Source organism: Nocardioides sp. Leaf307, assembly GCF_001423135.1.
GTDB lineage: Bacteria > Actinomycetota > Actinomycetes > Propionibacteriales > Nocardioidaceae > Nocardioides > Nocardioides kribbensis.
This window is the reverse complement of sequence record NZ_LMNY01000001.1, coordinates 1,117,211-1,143,656: the sequence shown is the minus strand read 5'-3', so window position 1 is coordinate 1,143,656 and position 26,446 is coordinate 1,117,211. Positions and strand designations below refer to the sequence as shown.

Genomic DNA, 26,446 nt, shown 5'->3' with positions numbered 1-26,446 from the left:
GTCAGGCCTTCACGAACGGCTCGCCGTCGGCGGCGGGTGGTCGCACCCGTCCGACGAAGCCGGCCACGACGATGACGGTGGCGAGGTAGGGCAGGGCGCCGATCAGGTCGCCGGGGATCCGGTCGACCAGGCTCAGCTGGGTGCCGAGGTTGCGCATGAACCCGAAGAACACCGCGGCCAGCGCGGCCCAGACCGGGTGCCAGCGACCCATGATGACCGCGGCGAGGGCGATGAAGCCGGTGCCGGCCGACATCTCCTTGTCGAAGGCCCCCGAGCTGCCGACGGTGTAGTAGGCGCCGCCGAGCCCGGCCAGCAGGCCGCCGAAGAGCACCGCCTGCCAGCGCAGCCGATTGACCTTGATGCCCACGGTGTCGGCGGCCTTGGGGTGCTCGCCGACCGCGCGCACCCGCAGGCCCCAGCGGGTCTGGAAGAGCAGCAGCGCGACGACCACGACCGCGGCGTAGGTGAGGTAGACCAGGATCGTCTGCTCGAAGAGCGCCTGGCCGATCACCGGGATGTCGCTGAGCACGGGCACGGCCAGCGGCTCGAGCGGGTCGGGGTTGTTGAGGCGACCGGTGCTCTCGCTGGGGATCTGGCCCAGCAGGAAGCCGGTCAGGCCGGTGGCGAAGGCGACGATGACGACGCCGAGCACGACCTGGTTGACCTGGTAGCGCAGCGCGAAGAGACCCAGGATCGCCGAGACGAGCATGCCGGCGAGCGCGCCGCCGAGCAGGCCGAAGGGCGCGCACAGCCACAGCGGGATGAAGGCCAGCGACGACAGCGCGATGCTGGCGAAGAGCGAGGCCGAGAAGGCGCCGGCGAGGAACTGGCCCTCGATGGCGATGTTGATGACGCCGGCCCGCTCGCACACCACGCCGGCCAGTGCGCCGAGCACCAGCGGGGTGGCGATGCTGATCGTGCCGGGGATCGGGTTGGAGATCGAGGCCTGGAAGCCCTCGCCCTGGTCGGCGAAGGCCCACGCCATGAACGCGACGTAGAACGACAGCCCGACCAGGACGTAGAGCAGGAGCCCGAGTCCGCCGCGGGGCACGCGGTTGAGGGCGGCGAGCACGACGCCGGCCAGGGCGAGCACCAGGGCCACCCAGTTCACCAGGGAGCCGTCGAGGGAGCGCGGCTGGCTGTCGGCCGAGCGCTGGGCCTCGAGCAGGTAGGTGACCGAGAAGCTGTCGGTGGTGAGCCGGAAGAGCAGCACCATCGCGGCGGCCAGGGCGAAGACCACCACCAGCCGCACCTGACGGCGTACGTCGGCCCGGTCGCGCACCTGCTCCTCGGGGGCCTCGCTGCGTGCGGGGGCGTCGACGACGCTCATCCTCCCCATCCCTTCGCCTCGACGCTGGAGCCCTGCCCGCGTCCCTTGATCCGGAAGATGCCGCGCACCAGGGCCGGTGCGGCGACGAACAGCACGATGAGCGCCTGGAGCACCTGCGAGAGCTCCGGGGCGATGCCGGCGGCGCCCTGCATCGACAGGCCTCCGGCCGAGAGCGCCCCGAAGAGCAGACCGGCCAGGACCGTGCCGACGGGGGTGGCCCGGCCCAGCAGGGCGACGGTGATGGCGTCGAAGCCCACGGTGCCGGCGACCTGGTCGGTCACCGAGTTCTGCTGGCCCAGCACCGTCATCGTGACCGCCAGCCCGGCCAGCACGCCGGCCAGCGTCATCGCGGTGACGTAGACGCGGGGCACGCTCATGCCGGCGGTGCGGGCGGCGTCGGGGTTGGCGCCGACGGCGCGCATCTCGAAGCCCAGCGTGCTGCGCTCCAGCAGCCACCACACGACGAGGGCGGCCAGCACGGCCAGCACGATCCCGAGGTGCAGGTTGCCGATCGCGGGGAAGGTCGCGCTGTCGTCGACCGGCGGGGAGAGCTTGTTGTCGCTGTTGGGCCGCTGGAAGGCCTCGAGACCGAGGAAGTAGAGCACCACGAAGCGGGCGACGTTGTTGAGCATGATCGTGGTGATCACCTCGTGCGCGCCGGTGCGGGCCTTGAGCAGCCCGATCACCCCGCCCCACAGCGCGCCGGCCACCAGCGCCGCGAGCAGCGCCACGAGCGCGTGCAGCCCGGTGGGCAGGTCCCAGGTGAAGCCGACGTAGCCCGCGGCGAGGCCCGCGACCAGCATCTGGCCCTGGGCGCCGATGTTGAACAGCCCGGCGCGGAAGGCCAGGCTCACGCCCAGGCCGGCGCAGATGAGCGGGGCGGCGCGGTTGAGGGTGCGGGTGAGGGCGTCGGCGCCGCCGAGCGAGCCGTTGACCAGCGCGGCGTAGCCGTCGCCGACCGCCTCGCCGGCGAAGCGGAAGAAGTCCCAGGGGTAGCTGAAGAAGTACGGCAGCGAGCCCAGCACGCGCTCGGTGGAGAACACGATGAGCACCGCGCCGACCACGAGCGCCAGCACGACGGCCAGCACGCTGTCGACGACGGTCGGCACGAAGGCGGAGGCGTCGAAGCGCCGGCGCGGCGCCGCGGCGGCCTCGTGGGGGTCGACCCGGTCGGGGTCGACGACGGGCGGGGCGACGGGGCCCTTCTGCGGGTCGCTCATGCCGCTCCTCCCCCGGTGCCGTGGGTGCCGGCGCCGGTGGCGCCGGTGGCCCCGGTCTGGTCGGTGTCCGTGGCGCCGGCCATCATCAGGCCGATCTCCTCTCGGGGGATGTCGGGGGTGACGGTGCCGACGATGCGGCCGTCGTACATGACCGCGATCCGGTCGGAGAGCGCGAAGACCTCGTCGAGCTCGGTCGACACGATGATCACCGCCGTGCCCTTGTCGCGCTCCTCGACGATGCGCTTGTGGATGAACTCGATGGAGCCGACGTCGACGCCGCGGGTGGGCTGGGAGGCGATGAGCACCTTGAGCGGGCGGGAGAACTCCCGGGCCACGACGACCTTCTGCTGGTTGCCGCCCGAGAGCGCGCTGACGGGGGTCTCCATGGTCTCGGTGCGGATGTCGAACTCCTCGATGCGCTGGCGGGCGTTGGCCTCGATGGCGCCCAGTCGCAGCGCGGGACCGCTGGCGAACTGCTCGCTGCGGAAGAGGTCGAGCACGAGGTTCTCGCGCACGCTGAAGGAGCCGACGTAGCCGTCGTGGGAGCGGTCCTCGGGCACGTAGCCGATGCCGTCCTCCAGGCTCTGGCGCGGGCCGTGGCGGCTGATGTCGCGCCCGTCGAGCCAGATCTCGCCGGCGTCGGGGCGCACGAGCCCGAGCAGTGACTTGATCAGCTCGGTCTGCCCGTTGCCCTGCACGCCGGCGATGCCGAGCACCTCACCGGCGCGGGCGACGAAGGAGACGTCCTTGACGACCTGGTGGCCGCGGGGGTCGATGACGGTGACGTTGCGGGCCTCCAGCACCGGCTCGCCGACCGCGGCGGCGGCCTTGTCGACGACCAGCTGCACGGAGCGGCCGACCATCATCTCGGCCAGCTCGGCCTCGCTGGCGGTGGGCTCGGCGGTGCCGACGACCTTGCCGCGGCGGATCACGCTGATCCGGTCACCGACGGCGCGGACCTCGCGCAGCTTGTGGGTGATGAAGATGATCGAGGTGCCCTGGGCGCGCAGCTCGCGCATGATGCCCATGAGCTCGTCGATCTCCTGCGGGGTCAGCACCGCGGTCGGCTCGTCGAGGATGAGCACCTTCGCCTCGTTGGCCAGCGCCTTGATGATCTCGACGCGCTGCTGCACGCCGACGGGGAGGTCCTCCACGAGGGCCTCGGGGTCGACGGCGAGCCGGTAGCGCTCGGAGAGCTCGCGCACCAGCCGTGAGGCGGCCTTGCGGTCGAGCACGCCGAGGCCGCGGGTGCGCTCGCGCCCGAGCATGACGTTCTCGGCGACGGTGAAGGGCGGCACGAGCATGAAGTGCTGGTGCACCATGCCGATGCCGGCGGCGATGGCGTCGGCCGGCGAGGCGAAGGCCACCGGCTCCCCGTCGACCAGGATCTCGCCCTCGGAGGGGTCGAGCAGGCCGTAGAGCATGTTCATCAGCGTGGACTTGCCGGCGCCGTTCTCGCCGAGCAGGCAGTGGATCTCACCGGGCCTGATCGTGAGGTCGATGCCGTCGTTGGCGGTGAAGGAGCCGAACCGCCTGGTCAGGCCCCTGATCTCGAGTTCCATCTACTCCCTCACGACGTACGTCGGCCGCTCCCCCGAGATGGCCGGGGGACGACCCTAGACCCGACAGGTCGGGGCGGGGTCCCCGCCCCGACCTGTCGGAGGTGCTGCTGTGCTGGTGCTGTGCTGGTGCTAGTGCTGTGCTGCTGGTGGTGCCGGTCGGCCGGATCGGCCGGGGGCGGCGTGTCAGCCGACGGTGATCTCGCCGTCGATGATCTGCTGCTTGAGGTCCTCGATGGTGGCCTGGAGCTCCTCGTCGACGTCGTCGCTGAACGGGGCGAGCTTGACGCCCTCGTTCTCCAGCGTGCCGACGTAGACCTCGTTGGAGAACTCGTCCTCGGCGGAGGCGAGCACGGCGTCCTGCACGGCGACGTCCATGCCCTTCATGACCGAGGTCAGCAGCACGTCGCAGTACTCCTCGGCCGAGACGCAGCCGTCGGTGTCGACCCAGATCGCCTTGACGTCGTTGTCCTGGGCGGCCTGCAGGCCACCGAGGCCGGCGGGGCCGGCGACCGGGAAGATGACGTCGGCGCCCTGGTTGATCATCTCCGTGGCCGTCGACTGGCCGAGGTTCTTGTCCTCGAAGTCGTTGGTGAAGGAGCCCTCGGCGGACTCGGGGTCCCAGCCGATGACCTGCACGTCGGAGCCGGTGTCCTCGTTGTAGCGCTCGACGCCCTGCACGAAGCCGGTCATGAAGATGGTGACCGTGGGGATGTTCAGGCCGCCGAAGGTGCCGACGACGCCGGACTCCGAGGAGGCCGCGGCGGTGTAGCCGGCCAGGAAGGAGGGCTCGGCGGTGTTGAAGGTGAGGCCCTTGACGTTGGCCGGGGCGGTGTTGTCGCCCTTGTCGTCGGTGTAGGCGAAGTCGACGATGGAGAAGTCGACGTCCTTGTTCTTCTTCGCGGCGGCCAGGGTGGAGTCGCCGAGGAGGAAGCCGACCGTGGTGATCGAGTTGCAGCCCTGGCTGACCAGCTCGTTGATGTTGTCGTTGAACTCGGAGGGGTCGTTCGACTCGATGTCGGCCTCCTGCATCCCGTAGGCCTCGACCGCGTCGCGCAGGCCCTGGCGGGAGGTCTGGTTGAACGACTTGTCGTCGAAGCCGCCCGAGTCGGAGACCATGCAGGCCTTGAAGTCGGGGAACTGCTGGCTCGGGTCGGCCGAGGCCGACTCCGAGGTGCTCTCGGACGGCGTCGACGCGGGGTCCTCGCCGGCGTCGGTCTCGCGCTCGCCGCACGCGGACAGGGACAGGGCGACCATGGTGGCCACCGCAGCGATTCGGGCCGTCTTCTTCACGGCGATCCTCCTGGGTTCGTGACTGGCACCCCGCAGCGCGGGGCACATCGCGTCACCCTAGGTGGGCCCGGACGCCTTGTGCGCCCCGCGAGCCGAATTTCGTGAGGTTGTTACCTGTCGGTGACCAAGCTGCGCACCGCGGCCTCCGCGAGCATCGTCGCGCCGACCCCGATCGCCCGCTCGTCGACCTGGAGGTTGCCCTGGTGCAGGTCGTAGGTGGGCCCGCCCGGGGTGCGCGTGCCGAGGCGCAGCATGGCGCCCGGGACGCGGTCGAGGTACCACCCGAAGTCCTCGCCGCCCAGGCTCTGCGGCGCCAGGACCTCGGCCTCGGGGCCGAGGACGTCGCGCACCGCCCCGGTGAGCACGTGGTGGGCCGAGGCCTCGTTGACCACCGGGGGCACGCCCCGCTGGTAGTCGAGGTCGGCGGTGACGCCGTAGGGCCGCACGACGTCGTGGACGACCTCGCGCACCAGCTTCTCGCAGTCGGCCCAGGCCACGGCGTCGCGGATGCGGATGGTGCCGGCCACCAGACCGCGCCCCGGGATGACGTTGGCGGCCGAGCCGGCGTTGACGATGCCCCACACCACGCTGACCCCGGCGCGCGGGTCGAGGCGGCGCGAGAGGATCGCGGGCAGCTCGGTGACGATCTTGGCCAGGGCGAAGGTCAGGTCGCCGGTCAGGTGGGGGCGCGAGGTGTGCCCGCCGGTGCCGCGCAGCCGGATCTCCACCTTGTCGGTGGCACTGGTCAGCGCCCCGAGGCGCAGCCCGACCTGCCCCACGTCGACGGCGGGGTCGCAGTGCAGGGCGAAGGCGCGCGAGAGACCGTCGAGGCGGCCCAGCTTCATCAGGTGCAGCGCTCCCCCGGGCATGACCTCCTCGGCCGGCTGGAAGAACAGCCTCACCCGTCCGGGCAGCAGCCCCGCACGGTGCACCTCGGCCAGCGCGAGCGCGGCGCCGACCAGCGAGGTCGTGTGCACGTCGTGGCCGCAGGCGTGGGCCACGCCCGGTGTCGTGCTGGCCCAGTCGTGGCCGGTGTCCTCCTGCACGGGCAGCGCGTCGAGGTCGGCGCGCAGGCCCACCGCGGGCTCCCCGTCGTCGGGCCCGAGCTCGGCGACCAGGCCGGTCTGCGGCAGCAGCTCGACCTCCCAGCCGGCGGCCGCGACCCGCGCCGCGACGACCTCGGTCGTGCGGGTCTCGGCCCACGACAGCTCGGGGTGGGCGTGCAGGTCGCGGCGCAGGGCGACGAGCGCGTCACGGTGGGCGGCGACGGAGGCGGCGATCACCGCTGACGCGGTCGTGGGAGCAGTGGGGCCGTCGGAGGACATCGGGTGCAGGCTAGTTCACCGGGCGTCGGTGCCCGGCGGGTGTCCGCCCGACCCGTGCCGGTCGTCGTGCCGGTCGTCGTGCCGGTCGTCGCGGTCGCCGTCGTACGCCGCGAGCAGCCGGTCGGCGGCCACGGTGGCGGGCAGCTCGCCGGCGAGCACCTGGGCGCGGACCTCGGCGCGGAGGGCGCGCACGCCGGGCGAGAGCCGCAGCCGCTGGTCGAGCTCGTCGCGCACCATCGCCCAGGTGAAGTCGAGCTGCTGCTCGGCGCGCTTGGCCGCCAGCCCCGCCTCGCCGAGGTGCGCGCGGTGGTCCAGCACCCGCTCCCACAGGTCGTCGACGCCGGTGCCCTCCAGCGCCGAGCAGGTCACCACCGGTGGGGCCCACTCCCCCGCGCCGCGCACCATGCGCAGCGCGCCGGCGAGGTCGCGGGCGGCGGCGCGGGCCTCCTGCTCGCGGTCGCCGTCGGCCTTGTTGACCGCGATGACGTCGGCGATCTCGAGGATCCCCTTCTTGATGCCCTGGAGCTGGTCGCCGGTGCGGGCGAGGGTGAGGAAGAGGAACGTGTCGACCATGCCGGCCACGGTGACCTCCGACTGCCCCACGCCGACGGTCTCGACCAGCACCACGTCGTGGTCGGAGGCCTCGAGCACCGCCATGGCCTGCACCGTGGCCCGGGCGACGCCGCCGAGGGTGCCCGCCGAGGGCGAGGGCCGGATGAAGGCGGCCGGGTCGGTGGCCAGGCGGCCCATCCGGGTCTTGTCGCCGAGCACCGAGCCGCCTGTGCGCACCGAGGACGGGTCGACGGCGAGCACGCCGACGCGGTGGCCGGCGGCGGTCAGCCGGGTGCCGAGGGCCTCGATGAAGGTCGACTTGCCGACGCCGGGCACGCCGGAGACGCCCACCCGCACCACGCGCGGCCCGGCGCCGCCCGCCGGGTCGCCGGAGCCCTCGGCCAGCGCGGTCAGCAGCTCGCGCGCCTGGCGGCGGTGCTGCGGGCGCGAGCTCTCGACCAGCGTGATCGCTTGCGACACCGCGGCGCGCCGCTGGGCCCGGACGCCCTCGACGAGGGCCTCGACGTCGACGGGCACGGGGCCCGGCCTCAGTGGCCCAGCTGCTCGCGCAGCCGGGCCAGCAGGTCGAGGGCCGACTCGGCGATGACCGTGCCGGGCAGGAACACCGCGGCCGCGCCCATCTCCTGCAGCGTGGGCACGTCGTCGGGCGGGATCACGCCCCCGATCACCACCATGATGTCGGGCCGTCCCTGCTCGGCCAGCGCCTCGCGCAGCGCCGGGAGCAGGGTGAGGTGGCCGGCGGCCAGCGAGCTGACGCCGACGATGTGCACGTCGGCGTCCACGGCCTGCTGGGCGACCTCCTCGGGCGTGGAGAACAGCGGCCCCACGTCGACGTCGAAGCCCATGTCGGCGAAGGCCGAGACGATCACCTTCTGGCCGCGGTCGTGACCGTCCTGGCCCATCTTGGCCACCAGGATGCGGGGGCGGCGGCCCTCGGCCTCCTCGAAGTCGGCGGTGGCGTCGAGCACCTGCTGCACCTTGCCGGCGCCCGGCCCGTCGCCGCTGCCCGACTCGTCCCTGAACACCCCAGAGATCGTACGGATGACCGCCTGGTGGCGCCCGTAGACCTTCTCCAGCGCGTCGGAGATCTCCCCGACGGTGGCCTTGGCGCGCGCGGCGTCGACGGCCAGCGCGAGCAGGTTGCCGTCGAGGGAGCCGTCGGTGGCCGGGCCCTGCTCGGCCGAGCGGGTCAGCGCCGCGAGGGTGCGCTCGACCTCCCGGTCGTCGCGCTCGGCGCGCAGCCGCTCGAGCTTGGCGATCTGCTGGCGGTAGACGTCGTCGTTGTCGACGCGCAGCACGTCGAGCCTGTCCTCCGCGGCCAGACGGTAGGTGTTGACGCCGATGACCTTCTGCGCCCCGGAGTCGATGCGCGCCTGCGTGCGGGCGGCCGCCTCCTCGATGCGCATCTTGGGGATGCCCTGCTCGATGGCCTTCGCCATGCCCCCGGCGCGCTCGGCCTCCTGGATGTGGGCCCACGCCTTCTCGGCCAGGTCGTGGGTGAGCCGCTCGATGTAGTAGGAGCCCGCCCAGGGGTCGATCGTGCCCGTCGTACCGCTCTCCTGCTGCAGCAGCAGCTGGGTGTTGCGCGCGATGCGGGCCGAGAAGTCGGTGGGCAGCGCGATCGCCTCGTCGAGGGCGTTGGTGTGCAGCGACTGGGTGTGGCCCTGGGTGGCGGCCATCGCCTCGATGCAGGTGCGCTGGACGTTGTTGTAGACGTCCTGGGCGGTCAGCGACCAGCCGCTGGTCTGGCTGTGGGTGCGCAGGCTCAGCGACTTGGGGTTCTGCGGGTCGAACTGCCGCACCAGCCGGGCCCACAGCGCGCGGGCCGCGCGCAGCTTGGCCACCTCCATCGAGAAGTTCATCCCGATGGCCCAGAAGAACGACAGCCGGGGCGCGAACTGGTCGATGGTCATGCCGGTGCCGAGCCCGGCGCGGATGTACTCGACGCCGTCGGCGAGGGTGTAGGCCAGCTCGAGGTCGGCGGTCGCCCCGGCCTCCTGGATGTGGTAGCCCGAGATCGAGATCGAGTTGAAGCGCGGCATGCGTGCCGAGGTGTAGCTGAAGATGTCGGAGATGATCCGCATCGACGGTGCCGGCGGGTAGATGTAGGTGTTGCGGACCATGAACTCCTTGAGGATGTCGTTCTGGATGGTCCCCGCGAGCTGCTCCGGCGCCACCCCCTGCTCCTCGGCGGCGGCGATGTAGAGCGCCAGCACGGGCAGGACGGCGCCGTTCATGGTCATCGACACCGACATCTCGTCGAGCGGGATGCCGTCGAAGAGGGTGCGGGTGTCGTAGATGGAGTCGATGGCCACGCCCGCCATGCCCACGTCGCCGCGCACGCGCGGGTGGTCGGAGTCGTAGCCGCGGTGTGTGGCCAGGTCGAAGGCGACCGAGAGCCCCTTCTGACCGGCCGCCAGGTTGCGCCGGTAGAACGCGTTGGACTCCTCGGCGGTCGAGAAGCCGGCGTACTGGCGCACGGTCCAGGGCTGGGTGGTGTACATCGTCGGATAGGGCCCGCGCAGAAACGGGCTCAGCCCGGGGTAGGTGTCGAGGGCGTCGAGGCCCTCGAGGTCGGCCTCGGTGTACTGCGACCGGATCTCGATGCCCTCGGGCGAGGTCCAGGGCCGCGCCTCGGGCCGCGGCGCGCTCGTGGTGCCGCGGGCCTCGAGCGGCAGGCCGGCGAAGCTCTTCGGGACGGTCATGCGAGGTGCTCCCTCGTGCGGGTCAGGAAGGACAGGGCGTCGACACCGAGCGCGCAGGCGTCGTCGGTGCCGTCGAGGGGCTTGCCGGCCACCACGACGTGGCGCGCGCCGGCCTCGCGCAGGGCGCGGGCCGCGGCGGTGCCCCAGGCGGCGTAGGTCGCGTCGCTGCCGGCGAGCACCGCCACCCGCTGCCCGTCGTACGCCGAGAGCAGCGCATCGACGTCGGCGGTGGCCCCGGCGACGTCGACGCCGATGCCGCCCGCGGCGAGCAGGTTGGTGGCGAAGGTGGCCCGCGCGGTGTGCGAGGCCACCGACCCGAGGGACGCCAGGAAGGCCCGGGCCGTCGGCGGGTCGTCGCGCAGCGCCTCGAAGGCCGCGCCGTAGGGGCGCACGCCGATCCAGCCCGACGCGGAGTCGGGGGTGACCGGCTCGCGCTCGGGCAGGACCTCGTCGACCTGGGGGAACTCGGTGAGCCCGGTGAGGGGTCGCCGGCGGCGGGCGACCTCGTCGTCGCGGCGCTCGACGGTCCGTGCCACGCGGGCCAGCAGCGAGCCGTCGGCCAGAGCGGCCGCCGCTCCGCCGACCTCCTCGGTGCGGCCGAGCTCGGCCCAGCCGGCGACGGCGAGGTCGTCGGTGAGCTTCTCCACGGCGTAGGAGCCGCCGGCGGGGTCGGCGACGTGGGCGACGTGGGCCTCGTCGACGAGCAGCGCGGAGGTGTTGCGGGCGATCCGGCGGCCCAGCGCCTCGGGGCGGCCCAACGGGCTGTCGAAGGGCAGCACGGTGACGGCCTCGGCCCCGCCGACGCCCGCGGCGAACGCCGCCACCGTGGTGCGCAGCATGTTCACGTAGGGGTCGTAGCGGCTCATCATCGGCCGGCTGGTCACGACGTGCTGGCGCTGGGCCAGCCGCAGCCGCTCCTCGTCGGTGACGCCGCTGAGCTCCAGCACCCGCGCCCAGAGCCGGCGGGCCGCGCGCAGCTTGGCGATGGTGGCGAACTGGTCGTCGGTGGCGGCGTAGCGCACCTCGACCAGGCCGGCGGCCTCGGCGACGGTGAGGCCCGCCCCGGTGAGCGCCCGCAGGTAGGCCGCGGCCACGGCCATCGACCAGCCGAGCTCCTGGGCGTCGGAGGCGCCGCGGTCGTGGACGGCGGTGGCGTCGACGACCACGCCCAGCAGCCCGCGCTCGTGAGCGGCACGGGCCACGGCGACCAGCGGGGCGAGGTCCACCTCGCCGGCCGGGTCGGCGCCCGGGCCGGTGCCGTGGCGCAGGGCCGCGCCGAGGGGGTCGGCGCCGAGGTTGGTGCCCGCGGCGAGGTCGCGCTCGCCGGCGTGGGCGAGGAAGCCCTCGGCCAGCGCCTGCTGGGCCGTCGCGTCGCCGCGGGCCTCCAGCACGACGGGCGCGAGGTCGAGCAGCACGCCGTCGAGGGCGGTGGCGAGGTCGGCGTCGGGCGCCGCGCACAGCCACAGCGAGGTCACGCCTCCCTCGAGGTCGACCAGGAGGGTCTCGTTGGCCGCCCTGGCCTCGGCGCCGGCGGGCAGGTCGAGGTGGGCGCGCACGTCCCAGTCCCCGGCGCGCTGCGGGCGGCCCTCGGTCCGGAGCCCGTCGAGCAGGTCGGAGGTGCCGAGCGGGGTGACCGCGATGTCGTCGAGGGTGGTGCGGGTCAGCCGCTCCCACACGAGCGCGTCGGGGTCGTCCTCGCCGAGGCGACGCGCCTTGCGCAGCACGCCGGCCGCGGCCCTCTCCCAGTCGGCGCGGTCCCACCGGTCGCCGGCGTCGGCCAGGTCGAGCGCGCCCTGCTCGGGCTCGAGCTCCGCGGGCTCGTCGAGACCGCCTTCGACTTCAGTCATGGCGGCACCCTAGGGACGCGACGTGACGGCGGCCACCGAGTGTGACCTTTTCGACCCCGACCCGTCGCCGGGGCGGTGTTCACCGTCAGGCCGCGCGCCCGTCGCGGTGCCGTCGTCCGGCGGGCCCACCGTGGGCGCATGCGGATCGCCGTGGTCTCCGAATCCTTCCTGCCCGCCGTCGACGGCACCACCACGACGGTCAGGGCGGTGGTCGACCGTCTGGTCGACCGTGGCCACCAGGTGGTGGTGGTCGCGAGCGGGCCAGGGCTGGCGACCTACCGCGGCGCCCGGGTCGTGCGCATCAGCGCGCTGACCAGGCCGGGCGGCCAGGTCCGGGCCGCCCTCGACGCGTTCGCGCCCGACGTCGTGCAGGTCACGGGGCCGGGCACGATCGGCCGCAAGGCGCTCAAGCACACCCACCGCACCGGCGTGCCCTCCCTGGTCGTGCAGCAGGCCCCGCCGCGCGACCTGACCTGGGAGCGCTGGCGCAGCACGGTCGCCGAGCGCACCGACCACCTCGTCGTCACCGCCCCCTGGCTGGCCGACCGCTTCTCCTCCCTCGGCGTCACCGCCGGCACGTGGCTGCCGGGGGTCGACGCCCGCGCCTACACCCCGGCCCTGCGCGACCCGTGGCTGCACGACCACTGGGCGCGGGCGCGCTCGGCCCGCGGCCCCCTGGTGGTGGTCGGCTACGTCGGCAGCCTGCACAAGCGCCACGGGGTGCGGCGGCTGGCCGAGCTGGCCGACGTGCCGGGCATCCGCCCCGTCGTCATCGGCACCGGGCCGCAGGAGGACTGGCTGCGCGAGCGACTGCCCGCGGCCAAGGTCACCGGCGCGCTGTCGACCGGCGACCTCACCGTGGCGCTGGCCTCCCTCGACGTCCTGGTGCACCCCGGCGAGGAGGAGACCTGCTGCCACGCGCTGCGCGAGGGCGCCGCGAGCGCGCTGCCCCTGGTGGCGCCGCGCAGCGGGGGCGCCCGCGACCTCGTGCTGCCGCTGGAGACCGGCCTGCTCTACGACCCCGACCGTCCCGGGGCCCTGGCCCGCGCGGTGGCGGCGGTGGCCGCCGACCCGCGGCGCGCCCTGCTCGGTCACCGGGGCCGCGAGCTCGCGCTCGACCGCTCGTGGACCGACGCCGCCGACGAGCTCCTCGGCCACCTGGACCGCCTGGCCCGGGGTCACGCGGACGCCCGCCCCGCGCACGGGGTCTGAACCGGCCCTGAGCGGCGCCTGAGCCGGTCCTGAGCGGCGGCGAGTCCCGTCGACGGGGGATATGTCACACGCCACGATGGAACTCACCCCCCAGATGGGGGGTAGCGTTTGTGACGTGGCAACCCCGACTCTCGTCAGAGGAGCGCGCGCTTCGCGCTCGACGATCACGCTGAAGATCCTGATGGCCGCCAGCGGGCTGGTGTTCATCGGATTCGTCCTCGCGCACATGTACGGCAACCTCAAGGCCTTCGGTGGCGAGGAGTCGTTCAACGAGTACGCCGAGCACCTGCGCACCATCGGGGAGCCCCTGCTCCCCGAGAGCGGCCTGCTGTGGATCCTGCGTCTCGGCCTCATCGCTGCGCTCGTGGTCCACGTGGCCTCGGCGGTCGCGCTGTGGAAGCGCGCCAGCGACGCCCGGCCGGTGAAGTACCAGGTCGCCAAGCGCCGCAACTCCTCGCTGTCCTCGCGGACCATGCGCTGGGGCGGCCTGACGATCCTGGCGTTCCTCGTGTGGCACCTGCTGAACTTCTCGATCGTCAAGATCAACCCGGCCGGCGGGGAGACCAACAACCCCTACCAGCTGATGGTCGACACCTTCGACCTGTGGTGGATGACGCTCATCTACCTGGTCGCGATGGCCGCGCTGGCGATGCACCTGCACCACGGCACCTTCAGCGCGATGCAGACCCTCGGCTTCACCCAGACCGTCGCCGCCCGCTCCCGGGCACGCCTGGCCGGCTGGGTCGTCGCCGTGGTCGTCGCCGGCGGATTCTCGCTGGTCCCCCTGTTCACCCTCTTCGGCGTCATCGAGTAAAGGGAGCCCCTCCATGGCAACCACCGACACGTACCTCAACCAGCCGTCGCAGCAGCAGTCCGACGACGCCCACGGCTACTACACGCCCGGTGCGCCGCTCGTCGACGAGAAGGCCCCGACCGGCCCCATCGCGATGCGCTGGACCAACCGCAAGTTCTCCAACGCGCTGGTCAACCCCGCGAACCGGCGCAAGCTCAACATCATCATCGTCGGCACCGGGCTCGCCGGCGGCGCGGCCGCGGCCACGCTCGGCGAGGCCGGCTACAACGTGAAGTCGTTCTGCTACCAGGACTCCCCGCGCCGGGCGCACTCCATCGCCGCGCAGGGCGGCATCAACGCCGCGAAGAACTACAAGGAGGACGGCGACTCCGTCCACCGCCTCTTCTACGACACCGTCAAGGGCGGCGACTACCGCTCGCGCGAGTCGAACGTCTACCGCCTGGCCGAGGTCAGCACCAACATCATCGACCAGTGCGTCGCCCAGGGCGTGCCCTTCGCCCGTGAGTACGGCGGCCTGCTCGACAACCGCTCCTTCGGCGGCGTGCAGGTCTCGCGCACCTTCTACGCCCGCGGCCAGACCGGCCAGCAGCTGCTCATCGGCGCCTACCAGGCCCTGGAGCGTCAGGTCGCCGCCGGCACCGTCACCACCTTCACCCGCCACGAGATGCTCGAGCTGGTCATGGTCGACGGCAAGGCCCGCGGCATCATCGCCCGCGACATGGCCACCGGCGAGATCGAGACCCACCTCGCCGACGCGGTCGTGCTCGCCTCCGGCGGCTACGGCAACGTCTTCTTCCTCTCCACCAACGCCATGGGCTGCAACGTCACCGCGACGTGGCGGGCCCACCGCAAGGGCGCCTACATGGCCAACCCCTGCTACACCCAGATCCACCCGACCTGCATCCCGGTCTCGGGCGAGCACCAGTCGAAGCTGACCCTGATGTCGGAGTCGCTGCGTAACGACGGCCGCATCTGGGTGCCCAAGAAGGCCGAGGACTGCGACAAGGACCCGCGCGACATCCCCGAGGAGGACCGCGACTACTACCTCGAGCGGATCTACCCCTCCTTCGGCAACCTCGTGCCCCGCGACATCGCCTCGCGCCAGGCCAAGAACGTCTGCGACGAGGGCCGCGGCGTCGGCCCGATGGTCGGCGACTTCCGCCGCGGCGTCTACCTCGACTTCTCCGACGCCATCGCGCGCCTGGGCAAGGACGGCATCGAGGCCAAGTACGACAACCTCTTCGATATGTACGAGCGGATCACGGGTGAGAACCCCTACGAGGTCCCGATGCGGATCTACCCCGCCGTGCACTACGTCATGGGCGGTCTGTGGGTCGACTACGACCTCCAGTCCAACCTCGAGGGGCTCTTCGTCACCGGCGAGGCCAACTTCTCCGACCACGGCGCCAACCGCCTCGGCGCCTCGGCGCTGATGCAGGGCCTGGCAGACGGCTACTTCGTGCTGCCCAACACCATCCGCGACTACCTCGCCCACGCGCCCTTCGCGCCGATCGACGAGTCGCACCCGGCGGTGGCCGAGGCCAAGAAGTCCGTCGAGGACCGGATCGCGAAGCTGCTCTCCATCCAGGGCACCCGCTCGGCCGACAGCTACCACAAGGAGCTGGGCCACATCATGTGGGAGTACTGCGGCATGGAGCGCTCCGAGCCCGGGCTGCGCAAGGCGATCGACATGATCCGCGAGCTCAAGGCCGACTTCTGGAGCAACCTCAAGGTCCTCGGCACCGCCGACAGCCTCAACCAGAGCCTCGAGAAGGCCGGCCGCGTCGCCGACTTCATCGAGCTCGGCGAGCTCATGTGCATCGACGCCCTCAACCGCCGCGAGTCCTGCGGCGGCCACTTCCGCGCCGAGTCGCAGACCGACGAGGGCGAGGCGCTGCGCCACGACGACGAGTTCGCCTACGTCGCGGCCTGGGAGTTCGGCGGCGACGCCGGCCAGCCGGTGCTGCACAAGGAAGACCTTCTCTACACGGCCATCGAGATGAAGCAGCGGAGCTACAAGTGAACCTGACCCTCAACATCTGGCGGCAGGCCAACCCCACCGCCGCCGGCGCCATGCACCAGTACCACGTGCAGGACATCTCCGAGGACATGAGCTTCCTGGAGATGCTCGACGTGCTCAACGAGCAGCTCAACGAGCAGGGCGAGGACCCGGTCGCCTTCGACCACGACTGCCGTGAGGGCATCTGCGGCTCGTGCGACCTGATGATCGACGGTCAGGCCCACGGCCCCGAGGTCACCACGACCTGCCAGCTGCACATGCGGTCCTTCAAGGACGGCCAGGAGATCACCATCGAGCCCTGGCGTGCCAGCGCCTTCCCGGTGATCAAGGACCTGATCGTCGACCGCTCGGCCTTCGACCGGATCATCCAGGCCGGCGGCTACGTGTCGGTCAACACCGGCGCCGCGCCCGACGCCCACGCCACCCCGGTGCCGCAGGCCGACGCGCTCAAGGCCTTCAACGTCGCCACCTGCATCGGCTGCGGCGCCTGCGTCGCCGCCTGCCCCAACGGGTCGGCCTCGCTCTTCATGGGCGCCAAGATCACCCACCTCGGCCGACTCCCCCAGGGCCAGCCCGAGCGCGACGAGCGCGTGGTCAACATGGTCGCCCAGCACGACCACGAGGGCTTCGGCGGCTGCACCAACATCGGCGAGTGCACCGCGGCGTGCCCCAAGGAGATCCCGCTCGACGTGATCTCCCAGCTCAACCGCGACCTGCGCACGGCGATCCGCAACGGCCACTGAGAGCACCACCGAGTCCCCCGCACCACCACACGAAGGGCCCCGACCGCGAGCGGTCGGGGCCCTTCGTCGTGGGCGGGTGCCGTCCTGCCGGTCAGTCCTGGGCGCGGGCCCGCAGCGCCTTCAGGCCGAGGCGGCCCAGCACGACGGCGATGACCAGGTTGACCACGATCAGCACGGTGTGGGCCACCCAGTAGCCGGTCGGGCGGTCCTCCCCCGAGGCGTGCGCCGACCACAGGTTGCGGGTGAACATCGCGTAGGTCACGACGTTCCACACCGCCACCCCCACCAGCAGCCAGCCGTGCTTGCGCTCGAACCTCATCGGTCCTCCCCCTTGGTCGTCCTGAGCACGACGGCGAGCGCCGCCGCGCCGGCGGCGGCCCCGGCCACGAAGGGCCGGACCCGCGAGCCCGCCGCCTCACCGGCGCGGGCGGTGCCGTCGAGCGCTCCCCCGGACGCCAGCGGCGGGCCCTGCACCGGGTCGGCCGGCTCGGCGACCCGGGCGGCGCGCGCGGCGCGCGTGGTGAAGGCGAAGGCCGCGGCGTAGAGCACGAGGCGGGAGAAGTAGTTGATCCACACCAGCAGGATCAGCGCGATCCCGAAGGCCTGGGCCGCCGGCTGCTCGCGGGTGGCGGCGAGCAGCACCCCGGAGAGCTGCTTGAGGGCCTCGAAGACCACGGCGCCGAGCAGCGCCCCCTGCCACAGCGAGCGCGCGGGCACGTGGGGCTCGGCCAGCAGCCGGAACATCGCGTAGAACAGCACCGTGTTGGCGGCCAGGCCGAAGACCACCGTGAGCAGCCGCACCAGCCACGACAGCTCCTCGCCCAGGCCGAGGGCGTCGAGGATGACGGTCGAGAACGCGCTCACCAGGCCGGCCACGGCCACCGAGAGCAGGAGCACCGACCCCAGCACCACCAGGGTCACGAGGTCGCGCAGCTTGCCGACCACGAAGTTGGGCAGCTCGCGGGTGGGGGTCTCGAAGACGACCAGGAGGGCGTCGCGCAGGGCGGAGAGCCACCCGAGGCCCGAGTAGAGGACGCCCGCCAGGCCGATGACGGCGGCCCAGCCGGAGAAGGTGCGGATGTCGGCCAGCGAGACCTGGCCCTCGTCCTGGCCGATCAGCCCGGGCAGCAGCTGGTCGATCGCCTCGCGCAGGTCCTGGTTGGCCCCGGGGTAGACCTGGGAGACGTAGCCGACGACGAAGAGCGCCAGGGCCAGGATCGGGAAGACCGACAGGAACCCGAAGTACGTCACGGCGCCGGCCTGCTGGCCGGCCTTGACCGCGCCGTAGTGCTCCTGCATGAGCAGGACGTGGTCGACGCCCGGGCGCCGCCGGCGCAGCCCTACCAGGGCGTCCTGGGCCCGCTGCACGACGGAGGCCATCAGCGGGCCTGCGCGCCGGCGCCGAGCACGAACTCGTGGCGCGGGCGCCAGCCGTGGGCCTCGTCGTGGACGTAGAGGTGGAAGTCGGTCACGTCGAAGGTGCACTCGAAGTCGGCGAGCTCGGCGAAGGCGCGGTCGAGCCGCTCGTCGTCGAGGTGGTGGGCGATCGTGACGTGGGGGTGGTAGGGGAAGCTCAGGTCGACGTCGAGCGGCCCCCGGCGCACGGCCTCGGCCAGCTGCTCGCACTGCGAGATCCCCTCGGCGAGCATCACGAACACGACCGGGGAGACGGGGCGGAAGGTGCCCGTGCCGCGCAGGTGCACCCGGAAGCCGTCGAGACCGTCGGCCACCGAGCGCAGGTGGTCGGAGACCTGCTCGAGCTCGCCGTCGACGATGTCGGTCGGCGGCACCAGCGTGATGTGGGTCGGGATCATGGCCGCGGTGGCGTCGCCGACGGAGGCCCGGTAGTCCTGGAGCTCGCTGGCCCAGGGCTCCGGGATCGCCACCGCCACGCCGATCGTGATCACGGTGCGACCCTAGCGGGACGGGGCGACGAACCCGACCCGCTGGTAGACGTCGCGCAGGGTCGCCTCGGCGACCTCCGCCGCCTGCTGGCGGCCCTGCTCGAGCACGGCGCTGAGGTGGGCCTGGTCGTCGAGCAGCTCCAGGGTGCGCTCGCGGAAGGGCGTCACGAAGTCGACCACCACCTCGGCCAGGTCCTTCTTCAGGTCGCCGTAGCCGCGCCCGGCGTACTGCTCCTCCAGGGCGGAGACCGCCTCACCGGTGAGGGCGGAGTAGATCGTGAGCAGGTTGCTGACGCCGGCCTTCTCCTCGGGGTCGAAGCGGACCTCGGAGCCGGAGTCGGTCACGGCCGAGCGGATCTTCTTCGCGCTCACCCTGGGGTCGTCGAGCATCTCCACGATGCCGGCCGGCGAGGACGCCGACTTCGACATCTTCGCGGTGGGGTCCTGCAGGTCGGCGATCTTGGCCGTGGCCTTGAGGATGTAGGGCTCGGGCAGCCGGAAGGTCTTCTTGTAGCGGTGGTTGAAGCGCTGCGCGAGGTCGCGGGTCAGCTCGAGGTGCTGGCGCTGGTCCTCGCCCACCGGCACGTAGTGGGGGCGGTAGAGCAGGATGTCGGCGGCCTGGAGCACGGGGTAGGTGAACAGGCCGACCGACGCGGCCCCCTCCCCCGCCTTGGCCGACTTGTCCTTGAACTGCGTCATGCGCCGCGCCTCGCCGAAGCCGGTGAGGCACTGCAGCACCCAGCCGAGCTGGGCGTGCTCGGGCACCTGGCTCTGCACGAAGATCGCCGAGCGGGCCGGGTCGACGCCCATCGCCAGCAGCTGGGCCGCGGCGCGCAGGCAGCGCTCGCGCAGCACCTTGGGGTCCTGCTCGACGGTGATCGCGTGCAGGTCGGCGATGAAGAAGAACGGCTGGTGGTCGCGCTGGAGGTCGACCCACTGCCGGGTCGCGCCGAGGTAGTTGCCGAAGTGGAAGGAGTCGGCGGTCGGCTGGATCCCGGAGAGGACCCGGGGGCGCGCGCCCCCGGTGGGGGCGCTGGGGACGGCGACGTCCGGCTCGGTCGTGGCGGGCATGGGCCCATTGTCCCCGACGCCGAGCCGGGTCCTCCCCCGGCCCCACAACCCGGTTGCCCGAGCACCGGCCCGCTTGGCAGGGTGCGCGCCATGACCCCGCCACCATCGCCGAGCGCCGCCCCCGTCCTCACCTCGCACGAGGGCGGCCGGACCGTGGTGCTGCGAGGCCACCGCCCCGAGGACGCCCAGGGCTGCCTCGAGCAGTGCCAGGACCCCCTCACCCAGCGCTGGACCACCGTGCCGGTGCCCTACACCCGCGAGATGGCCGAGGACTTCGTGGGCCGCGTCATGCCCGCCGGCTGGGCCGACGGCAGCGAGTGGGGCTTCGTCGTCGAGGTCGACGGCCGGTACGCCGGTAGCGCGTCGCTGCGCCCGGAGGGCAGCGACCGCGCCGAGATCGCCTACGCCGCCCACCCGTGGGTGCGCGGCACCGGGGCCGTCGAGCAGGCGCTGCGGGTGCTCCTCGACTGGGGCTTCGAGCAGCAGGGCCTGCGCACGGTCGTCTGGTGGGCCGATCGCGGCAACTGGGCCTCGCGCAAGACCGCGTGGCGCCTGGGCTTCGAGGTCGACGGCTCGCTGCGGGCGTGGCTGCCCCAGCGCGGCGAGCTCCACGACGCCTGGGTCGGCACGCTGCGCAGCACCGACCCGCGCCGGCCGCGCACCCGCTGGCTGGAGGTGCCGACGCTGGAGGCCGAGGGGCTGCTGCTGCGGCCGTGGCGCGACACCGACGTCGCGCGGGTCGTCGAGGCGTGCAGCGACCCCGGGAGCCAGCGTTGGCTCGGGCAGCTGCCCGCGCCCTACACCGACCGCGACGCGCGGGCCTGGCTCGAGGACGTCACCGAGCGGCTCGCCACCGGCAGCGCGGTGAACTGGGCCGTGGTCGACCCCGGCGCGCCCGACCGCGCACTGGCCTCGGTCGGGTGGTTCGGGCTCACGCCGTACGTCACCTGCGAGATCGGCTACTGGACCCACCCCGACGCCCGCGGCCGGGGCGTCGCGACCCGGGCGCTGCGCGCCGTGGCGCGTCACGCCTTCGACGACCTGATGGTGCGCCGGGTCAGCTGCGGCGCGGCCGCCGGCAACGCCGCCTCGCGGCGGGTGATCGAGCGGGCCGGGTTCACCGCCTACGGCGTCGAGCGGCTCGGCGCCCTCGTGCGAGACGGCCGGGCCGACCTCGTCCTCTACGACCGGCTCGACACTGGGGCGTAGGAGCGCTCCTCGCCGGCACTCACGTCGACGGGGGTGCGGCGCGCGCCGCGCTTGTCGTGCCAGGAGGCGAGCAGCAGGATCGCCACGCCCAGCACCGAGAGCGCCGCACCGACCAGCGCGGGCGCGCGGTAGCCGTAGCCGGCCGCGATGACCACGCCGCCCAGCCAGGCGCCCAGGGCGTTGGCGGCGTTGAGGGCCGCGTGGTTCATCGCCGCGCCCAGGGTGACGGCGTCGCCGGCCACGTCCATGAGCCGCAGCTGGAGGTTGACGACGAGGATCGAGCCGACGGCGGTGATGAGGAAGACCACGGGCAGCAGGAACCACCCGTAGGGGGCCACGGCCCAGAAGGCCAGCATCAGCACGCCCGAGCCGACGCCCGAGACGATCAGCGAGCGGAACACCGACCACGAGGCCAGCTCGCCCGCCACCCAGGTGCCGGCGACCATGCCGAGGCCGAAGGCCAGCAGGAAGACCGGCACGGTGCCCGAGCCGAGCATCGCGACGTCGGTCACGGTGGTGGCGATGTAGGAGTAGACCGCGAACATGCCGCCGAAGCCGATCGCCCCGGCCGCCATGGTCAGCCAGACCTGGCTGGAGCCGAAGAACTCGCGCGCCTCCTTGGCGCCGGTGGCCTCCGGGTCGCCCGGGCGGGAGGGCACGAAGGCGAGGACGAGGGCCATGGTGAGGGCGGCGATGACCGCGGTGCCGACGTAGGCCGCGCGCCAGCCGAGGTTCTGCCCCACGAAGGTCGCGGCGGGCACGCCCACCACGTTGGCCACCGAGAGGCCCAGCATCACCGCGGCCACCGCCCGGCCGCGCTTGTCGGGGGCCGCGAGCTCGGCCGCGACCAGCGAGGCGACGCCGAAGTAGGCGCCGTGGGGCAGACCGTCGAGGAAGCGGGCGGCGGTGAGCATGCCGTAGCCGGTCGCGAGGGCGCTGAGCACGTTGAAGAGGGCGTAGGCGCCCATCAGTCCCACCAGCAGGCCGCGCCGGGGCAGCCGCGCGGCGAAGAAGGACAGGACCGGCACCCCGGCGACCACGCCCAGGGCGTAGGCGGAGATCACGTGGCCCGCGGTGGGCTCGGAGACGCCGATGCCCTCCGCGATCTGGGGCAGCAGGCCCATGGTCACGAACTCGGTCGTGCCGATCGCGAAGCCGCCGAGGGCCAGCGCCAGCACGGCCAGCGCGTAGCGCGGGTGGGCGCCGGTGTGCTCGGGGGCGGGAGCGGGGGTCGTCATGGGGAGAGCCTTCGATCGATCCAAGTCGGGGGTGACTCCATGCTCCAACCCCGGCGGCGCCCGCGGCTATTCCTGGGACGCCGATCGCCGCGGATCGTGAGAGGTCTCACGCCGGGAGGCGTCCGCGGCCTCAGCAGACCTCGCGCAGCCCCTGGACGGCCTCGCTGAGCCGCTCACGCTCGCGCTGCACCGCGGCGCGGTCCACGGGCGTGCCCTCGGCGTGCTGCTCGGCCTCGGCGGCCAGCCCGTCGAGGGCCGCGCGGGCCTCCTCCAGGCGCGCCCTGGTCTCCCCGCCGAGGTTGTCCTCGGCCGCGGCGAGGGTGTCGCGCAGCGCCGTCAGCTCCCGCTCGGCGGCGGCGGGGTCGGCGCCGATCCGGTCGGCCACCGCGCCGGCCTGGTCGGCGACCTGCCCCATCGCCTCCCGCGCCACCGAGCAGGCGGCGTCGCCCGCGGCGTCGGAGGCCGCGTCGCGCACCTGCTCCTCGGAGCAGGCGGTCAGCGAGGCCGCGAGCACGCAGCCGGCCAGGAGAGCGGGCAGACGGCTGGGCAGACGGCTGGGCAGACGGCTGGGCAGACGGCTGGGCAGACGGTCGGCTGCGCGGACGGTACGACGCACGGGGGCTCCTCGACGGGCGGGACGGGCGGAGCCACCAGCGTGCCAGACCTGCGGGGACCCAGCCGGCCGCCGCCGGTTCAGCCGGCCAGGTGGGCCCAGCGCGACGACAGCTCGCGCCACGGGCCCACCTCGGCCACCTCCCCGTCGAGCAGCACGACCACGCGGTCGGCCTCGGCCAGGGCGGCCTGCTTGGAGGTGGCGCCCAGCACGGTCGTGCCGCGACCGCGCAGGGCGGTCCACAGCTCGATCTCGGTGGCGGCGTCGAGGGCGCTGGAGACGTCGTCGGCCAGCAGCAGCTCGGTGTCGGCGGCCAGCGCCCGGGCCAGGGCCAGGCGCTGGACCTGACCGCCGGAGAGGCGCACCCCGCGGTGGCCGACCACGGCGTGCGGGCCGCCGGCCTCGTCGACGTCGGCCTGCAGCCGCGCGTCGACGACGGCGCGGTCGAGACCGCGGGCGTGGCCCAGCCGCACGTTGTCGTCGAAGGTGCCCGAGAGCACCCGCGGCACCTGGGCGACGTGCGCGACCTGCCCCGGTCGCAGGAACAGCTGCGGGTCGTCGACCTCCACGTCGTTCCACCGGATCGACCCGGTGTGGGAGACGAGCCCGGCCAGCGCGGCGAGCAGGCTGGACTTGCCCGAGCCCACCTGCCCGAGCACCAGCACCAGCTCGCCGGCCTCGACGGTCAGGTCGACCCCCACGACGCCCCGGGTGCCGTCGTCGTGCACGGCGTCGACGCCGCGCAGCTCGAGACGGCGCAGTGGCACGCGGTCGCTGGGGGCGGGCTCGGGAGCGGCGCCGGCGACGAGGTCGACGCCGGGGGGCAGGTCCATCAGGTCGACGCCGCCGGCGAGCCGGCTGGTCGCCTGCTGCCAGGCCCGGGTGCCGGGGGCCTCGGTGATGACCGACCCGGCCACCCGGCCGAACCAGTCGAAGCCGTTGACGGCGTTGGCGACCAGCAGTGCGGTGGCGAGGTCCCAGCCACCCGCGACGAGCACGGCCCAGGCGGCCACGACGCCGCACTGCACCATGACCACCGGCACGCCGTCGAGCACGGCCTGCACCCGGTGCTCGCGCACCGCCGCCTCGACGCGTCCGCCGTCGACGTGGCGCAGGTGGGCGTGCACGGCCGGGGTCGCCGCGGCGAGCTTGACCGTGCGGCTCGACTCCAGGGCCGAGACCAGGGAGCGGCCGAAGCGGGCCCGCGCCGCCGAGGACGCGGCCGCGGAGCGCCCGGCGATCGGGCGACCGACCGAGGAGGCCAGCGCCGAGGCCACCATCACCGCGAGCAGCACCGCGCCCGCCAGCAGGCTGCCGGAGAGCAGGGTGGTGACGACGATGATGATCAGGCCGTTGACGAAGTCGACCCACCGGTCGGCGTAGCGCGCGAAACGGTCGGCGTCCATGGCGCGGGCCACCACCTCCCCGGGCGGGGTGCGGGTGAGGCGCTCCTGGCCGGTCTGCCCGACCAGCACCGCCATGCGCACCCGGAGCATGACCTCGATCCACCAGCGGGGGTAGCGGCGGAAGGCCTCGGCCAGCATGAGCGGCGCGACCATGAGGGCCGCCACGAGCACCACCGTCAGGCCCACGGTCGTGCCCGTCGTCGCGTCGCCCTGCTCGAGGCCCTGGACCAGGCGGCCCCACACGAAGCCGGTGGCCGCACCGTAGGCCCCCGTCAGGGAGGCCAGCAGGAAGAGGGCCGCACCGACCAGGCCCCACGCGGGGCGGATCGCCAGGGCGTGCCTGATGCCGCCGGCCAGGCTGCGCCCGCCCCCGACCTCGGGCAGCGCGGGCGGCGGGCCGCTGCGCCGACGCCCGCCCACCGCGGTCGCGACCGGCGGCGCCGCCTCCCCCGACGTGCCCGCCTCTCCCGGCCCACCCGGCTGCTCCGGCTGCCCCGGCTGCTCCGGCTGCCCCGGCTGCCCCGGCTGCCCCGACTGCCCCGACTGCCCCGACTGCAGGGCGTCCTCGCCGCCGGCGTCGAGCAGGGTGCGGAAGCGACCCGGGCCGGCGGCCAGCACGGCGCGGGGGCCCTGCTCGACCACGCGGCCCGCCTCCAGGACGGCCACGAGGTCGGCGCGGGCGGTGGTGGAGAGACGGTGGGCGACGAGCAGGCCCGTGCGGTCGGCCAGCAGCCGGTCGGCGGCCCGGACGACGAGCGACTCGGTGAGCGGGTCCATGCGGGCGGTGGCCTCGTCGAGCACGACCACGGCCACGTCGCGCACGAGCAGCCGGGCGAAGGCGACCAGCTGCTCCTCCCCCGCCGACAGGGTGGTGCCGCCGGGTCCCAGCGCGGTGTCGAGACCGTCGCGCAGCCCCGCGACCCACGGCTCGAGGCCCAGCTCGGCGATCGCCGCCTCGATGCGCGCGCGGGGCACGTCGGAGAAGAGCGCGACGTTCTGGGCCAGGGTGCCGGCCAGGATCTCGGTGCGCTGGGTGACCACGCCGACCGCGGCGCGCAGCTGCTGGAGGTCGAGGTCGAGCACGTCGACACCCCCGAGCAGGACCGTGCCCGGCTCGGGGTCGACCGCGCGCGAGACGAGCGCCGCCAGCGTGGACTTGCCCGATCCGGTGCGCCCCACCAGGGCGCACGTGCGGCCCGCCGGCACGCGCAGGTCGACCTCGCGCAGGGCGAAGGAGCCCTCGGCGTAGGAGAAGTGCAGGTCGCGCAGCTCGAGGTCGAGGCGCCCGGTCGGCACCGGGGCGCCGCCGACCGGCTCCGGCTCGGTGTCGAGCAGCTGGCGCAGCCGCATCAGGGCGCCGAGTCCGGCCTGGAGGTCGGGCAGGTGCTGGGCCAGCGTGGCGATCTGACCGGTGAAGCGGGTCGTGACCAGGAAGAGGGTGACGAGGCTGGCGACCGACAGCCCGCCGTCGACCACCAGGGCCACGCCCACCACGCCCGTGGCGGCGAGCAGGGCGTGCAGCAGGACGCCGGCGCGCCGGGCCACGCGGGTCTCCACCTGGAGCACCCGGTCGAGGCGCTCGTGCACTCGTGCCGAGAGCTCGGCGCAGCGGCGCACGACATGGGCCTGGCCCAGGCTGGTGCGCAGGTCGTCGCGCCCGGCGACGCCCTCCTCCATCGCCGCGGCCTGGTCGGTCCACGCGATCTCCTCGACGACCTTGCGCCGCGAGACCTCGGGCAGCAGCGGACGGACCACGAGCACGGCGGCCACCGCGAAGAGCGGGAAGAGCAGCCAGGCGGGCCACCAGGTGAGCCCGGCCACGACCCACAGCGGCACCACGCCGAAGGCGGTCTGCAGCGCGTCCCACACCTGGCGGCGCACGAGGGTGCCGACCTCGTGGGTGTCGTCGTCGACGCGGTCGAGCACCTCGCCGACCGCCTGCTCCGAGAGCAGGGCCAGCGGCTGGTGCAGCGCCGCGTCGAGCAGGTCGGCGCGCAGCGCGCCCTCGGCGCGGTCGACCACCCCGGCCCACAGGGTGCGCCCGACGGCGTCGAGCAGGGCCGCGCCGACCACGCAGAGCGCCAGCGCACCCACGAGGGCGACGACGGGGTCGGCGGCGAGCCGACCGGCCACCACGGTGCCGAGGGTCTGGCCGAGGGCCGCCAGGACCGAGGCGGTCAGGGCCACGGCGGCGACCGGGCCCCGCAGACGACGCCAGTCGACGCGGCGGGCGGGGTCGGAGGTCGAGGGCCTCGTCGGTGCGGACGGGGTGGCGGTGTCGCGCTCGGCGAGGCTGGTCCTGGTCATCGCCCCGCACGCTACGCGCCGGCACCGACGCCGATCGACCGGTTTTCCCCCCGACGC

The 26,446-nt window shown here is 73.7% G+C and carries 20 protein-coding genes; 5 read left to right on the top strand and 15 right to left on the bottom strand.

Annotation, left to right across the window (positions count from 1 at the left end):
- Position 1: 1 nt before the first annotated feature.
- From ASF50_RS05235 to ASF50_RS05200, 8 genes are all read right to left on the bottom strand, one after another.
- On the bottom strand, positions 2 to 1,330 hold the full coding sequence (locus ASF50_RS05235) for an ABC transporter permease (RefSeq protein ID WP_156718109.1): 1,329 nt from the start codon (positions 1,328 to 1,330) through the stop codon (positions 2 to 4).
- Entirely contained in the window at positions 1,327 to 2,550 is a 1,224-nt protein-coding gene (locus tag ASF50_RS05230; RefSeq protein WP_082502769.1) for an ABC transporter permease, read from the bottom strand. The genes ASF50_RS05235 and ASF50_RS05230 overlap by 4 nt, the downstream gene beginning before the upstream one ends.
- The gene (locus ASF50_RS05225) at positions 2,547 to 4,112 is read right to left on the bottom strand and encodes an ABC transporter ATP-binding protein (protein ID WP_056863870.1); all 1,566 of its coding nucleotides are present in this window, start codon (positions 4,110 to 4,112) and stop codon (positions 2,547 to 2,549) included. Before ASF50_RS05225 ends, ASF50_RS05230 begins: the two co-directional genes overlap by 4 nt.
- Positions 4,113 to 4,295: 183 nt before the next feature.
- The gene (locus ASF50_RS05220; RefSeq protein ID WP_056903692.1) at positions 4,296 to 5,402 is read right to left on the bottom strand and encodes a BMP family lipoprotein; all 1,107 of its coding nucleotides are present in this window, start codon (positions 5,400 to 5,402) and stop codon (positions 4,296 to 4,298) included.
- Positions 5,403 to 5,512: 110 nt separating this feature from the next.
- Positions 5,513 to 6,727, bottom strand: coding sequence for an amidohydrolase (locus ASF50_RS05215; RefSeq protein WP_056903691.1), 1,215 nt, complete (start codon positions 6,725 to 6,727; stop codon positions 5,513 to 5,515).
- 15 nt (positions 6,728 to 6,742) lie between these two features.
- Entirely contained in the window at positions 6,743 to 7,816 is a 1,074-nt protein-coding gene (meaB, locus tag ASF50_RS05210) for a methylmalonyl Co-A mutase-associated GTPase MeaB (protein WP_082502767.1), read from the bottom strand.
- Positions 7,817 to 7,827: 11 nt separating this feature from the next.
- Positions 7,828 to 10,005, bottom strand: coding sequence for a methylmalonyl-CoA mutase (gene scpA, locus ASF50_RS05205; RefSeq protein ID WP_056903690.1), 2,178 nt, complete (start codon positions 10,003 to 10,005; stop codon positions 7,828 to 7,830).
- Positions 10,002 to 11,852, bottom strand: coding sequence for a methylmalonyl-CoA mutase family protein (locus tag ASF50_RS05200; protein WP_056903689.1), 1,851 nt, complete (start codon positions 11,850 to 11,852; stop codon positions 10,002 to 10,004). The genes scpA and ASF50_RS05200 overlap by 4 nt, the downstream gene beginning before the upstream one ends.
- Before the next feature lie 138 nt (positions 11,853 to 11,990).
- Between ASF50_RS05200 and ASF50_RS05195 the strand changes: the two genes are divergently transcribed.
- The 4 genes from ASF50_RS05195 (at position 11,991) to ASF50_RS05180 (ending at position 16,641) form a co-directional block, all read left to right on the top strand.
- Positions 11,991 to 13,064 carry a glycosyltransferase gene (locus ASF50_RS05195; protein ID WP_056903688.1) on the top strand — a complete coding sequence of 358 codons (1,074 nt, stop codon included), beginning with the start codon at positions 11,991 to 11,993 and terminating at the stop codon, positions 13,062 to 13,064.
- 115 nt (positions 13,065 to 13,179) lie between these two features.
- A complete protein-coding gene (locus ASF50_RS05190; protein WP_056903687.1) occupies positions 13,180 to 13,878 on the top strand; it encodes a succinate dehydrogenase cytochrome b subunit in 699 nt (232 codons plus the stop codon).
- Between the two features lie 13 nt (positions 13,879 to 13,891).
- A complete protein-coding gene (locus tag ASF50_RS05185; RefSeq protein ID WP_056863862.1) occupies positions 13,892 to 15,901 on the top strand; it encodes a fumarate reductase/succinate dehydrogenase flavoprotein subunit in 2,010 nt (669 codons plus the stop codon).
- Positions 15,898 to 16,641, top strand: a complete 744-nt coding sequence (locus tag ASF50_RS05180; protein ID WP_056863861.1) for a succinate dehydrogenase/fumarate reductase iron-sulfur subunit — start codon at positions 15,898 to 15,900, stop codon at positions 16,639 to 16,641. The genes ASF50_RS05185 and ASF50_RS05180 overlap by 4 nt, the downstream gene beginning before the upstream one ends.
- 91 nt (positions 16,642 to 16,732) lie before the next feature.
- Here ASF50_RS05180 and ASF50_RS05175 read toward each other — a convergent pair whose 3' ends face one another.
- From ASF50_RS05175 to trpS, 4 genes are read right to left on the bottom strand one after another with little or no spacing between them, the layout of a single operon-like run.
- Positions 16,733 to 16,960, bottom strand: a complete 228-nt coding sequence (locus tag ASF50_RS05175) for an SCO4848 family membrane protein (RefSeq protein WP_056903686.1) — start codon at positions 16,958 to 16,960, stop codon at positions 16,733 to 16,735.
- Positions 16,957 to 18,021 (bottom strand): YihY/virulence factor BrkB family protein, encoded by a 1,065-nt coding sequence (locus tag ASF50_RS05170; RefSeq protein ID WP_056903685.1) that lies wholly within the window; start codon positions 18,019 to 18,021, stop codon positions 16,957 to 16,959. Before ASF50_RS05170 ends, ASF50_RS05175 begins: the two co-directional genes overlap by 4 nt.
- Entirely contained in the window at positions 18,021 to 18,548 is a 528-nt protein-coding gene (locus ASF50_RS05165; RefSeq protein ID WP_056863858.1) for a 2'-5' RNA ligase family protein, read from the bottom strand. Before ASF50_RS05165 ends, ASF50_RS05170 begins: the two co-directional genes overlap by 1 nt.
- Before the next feature lie 9 nt (positions 18,549 to 18,557).
- Positions 18,558 to 19,616, bottom strand: a complete 1,059-nt coding sequence (trpS, locus tag ASF50_RS05160; protein ID WP_056863857.1) for a tryptophan--tRNA ligase — start codon at positions 19,614 to 19,616, stop codon at positions 18,558 to 18,560.
- A 90-nt stretch (positions 19,617 to 19,706) separates the two neighbouring features.
- On the opposite strand from trpS, the gene ASF50_RS05155 reads away from it, so the two are divergent.
- Complete coding sequence (locus ASF50_RS05155; protein WP_056903684.1) at positions 19,707 to 20,825, top strand: GNAT family N-acetyltransferase; 1,119 nt, start codon at positions 19,707 to 19,709, stop codon at positions 20,823 to 20,825.
- Here the strand turns inward: ASF50_RS05155 and ASF50_RS05150 are convergent.
- The 3 genes from ASF50_RS05150 to ASF50_RS05140 form a co-directional block, all read right to left on the bottom strand.
- Positions 20,798 to 22,063: an MFS transporter gene (locus ASF50_RS05150; protein WP_056903683.1), complete on the bottom strand. Its 1,266-nt coding sequence runs from the start codon at positions 22,061 to 22,063 to the stop codon at positions 20,798 to 20,800. The two genes, ASF50_RS05155 and ASF50_RS05150, sit on opposite strands and share 28 nt — an antisense overlap.
- Before the next feature lie 130 nt (positions 22,064 to 22,193).
- Positions 22,194 to 22,679 carry a hypothetical protein gene (locus ASF50_RS19410; protein WP_056903682.1) on the bottom strand — a complete coding sequence of 162 codons (486 nt, stop codon included), beginning with the start codon at positions 22,677 to 22,679 and terminating at the stop codon, positions 22,194 to 22,196.
- Positions 22,680 to 22,756: 77 nt separating this feature from the next.
- Complete coding sequence (locus ASF50_RS05140) at positions 22,757 to 26,389, bottom strand: ATP-binding cassette domain-containing protein (RefSeq protein WP_056903681.1); 3,633 nt, start codon at positions 26,387 to 26,389, stop codon at positions 22,757 to 22,759.
- Between the last annotated feature and the right edge of the window lie 57 nt (positions 26,390 to 26,446).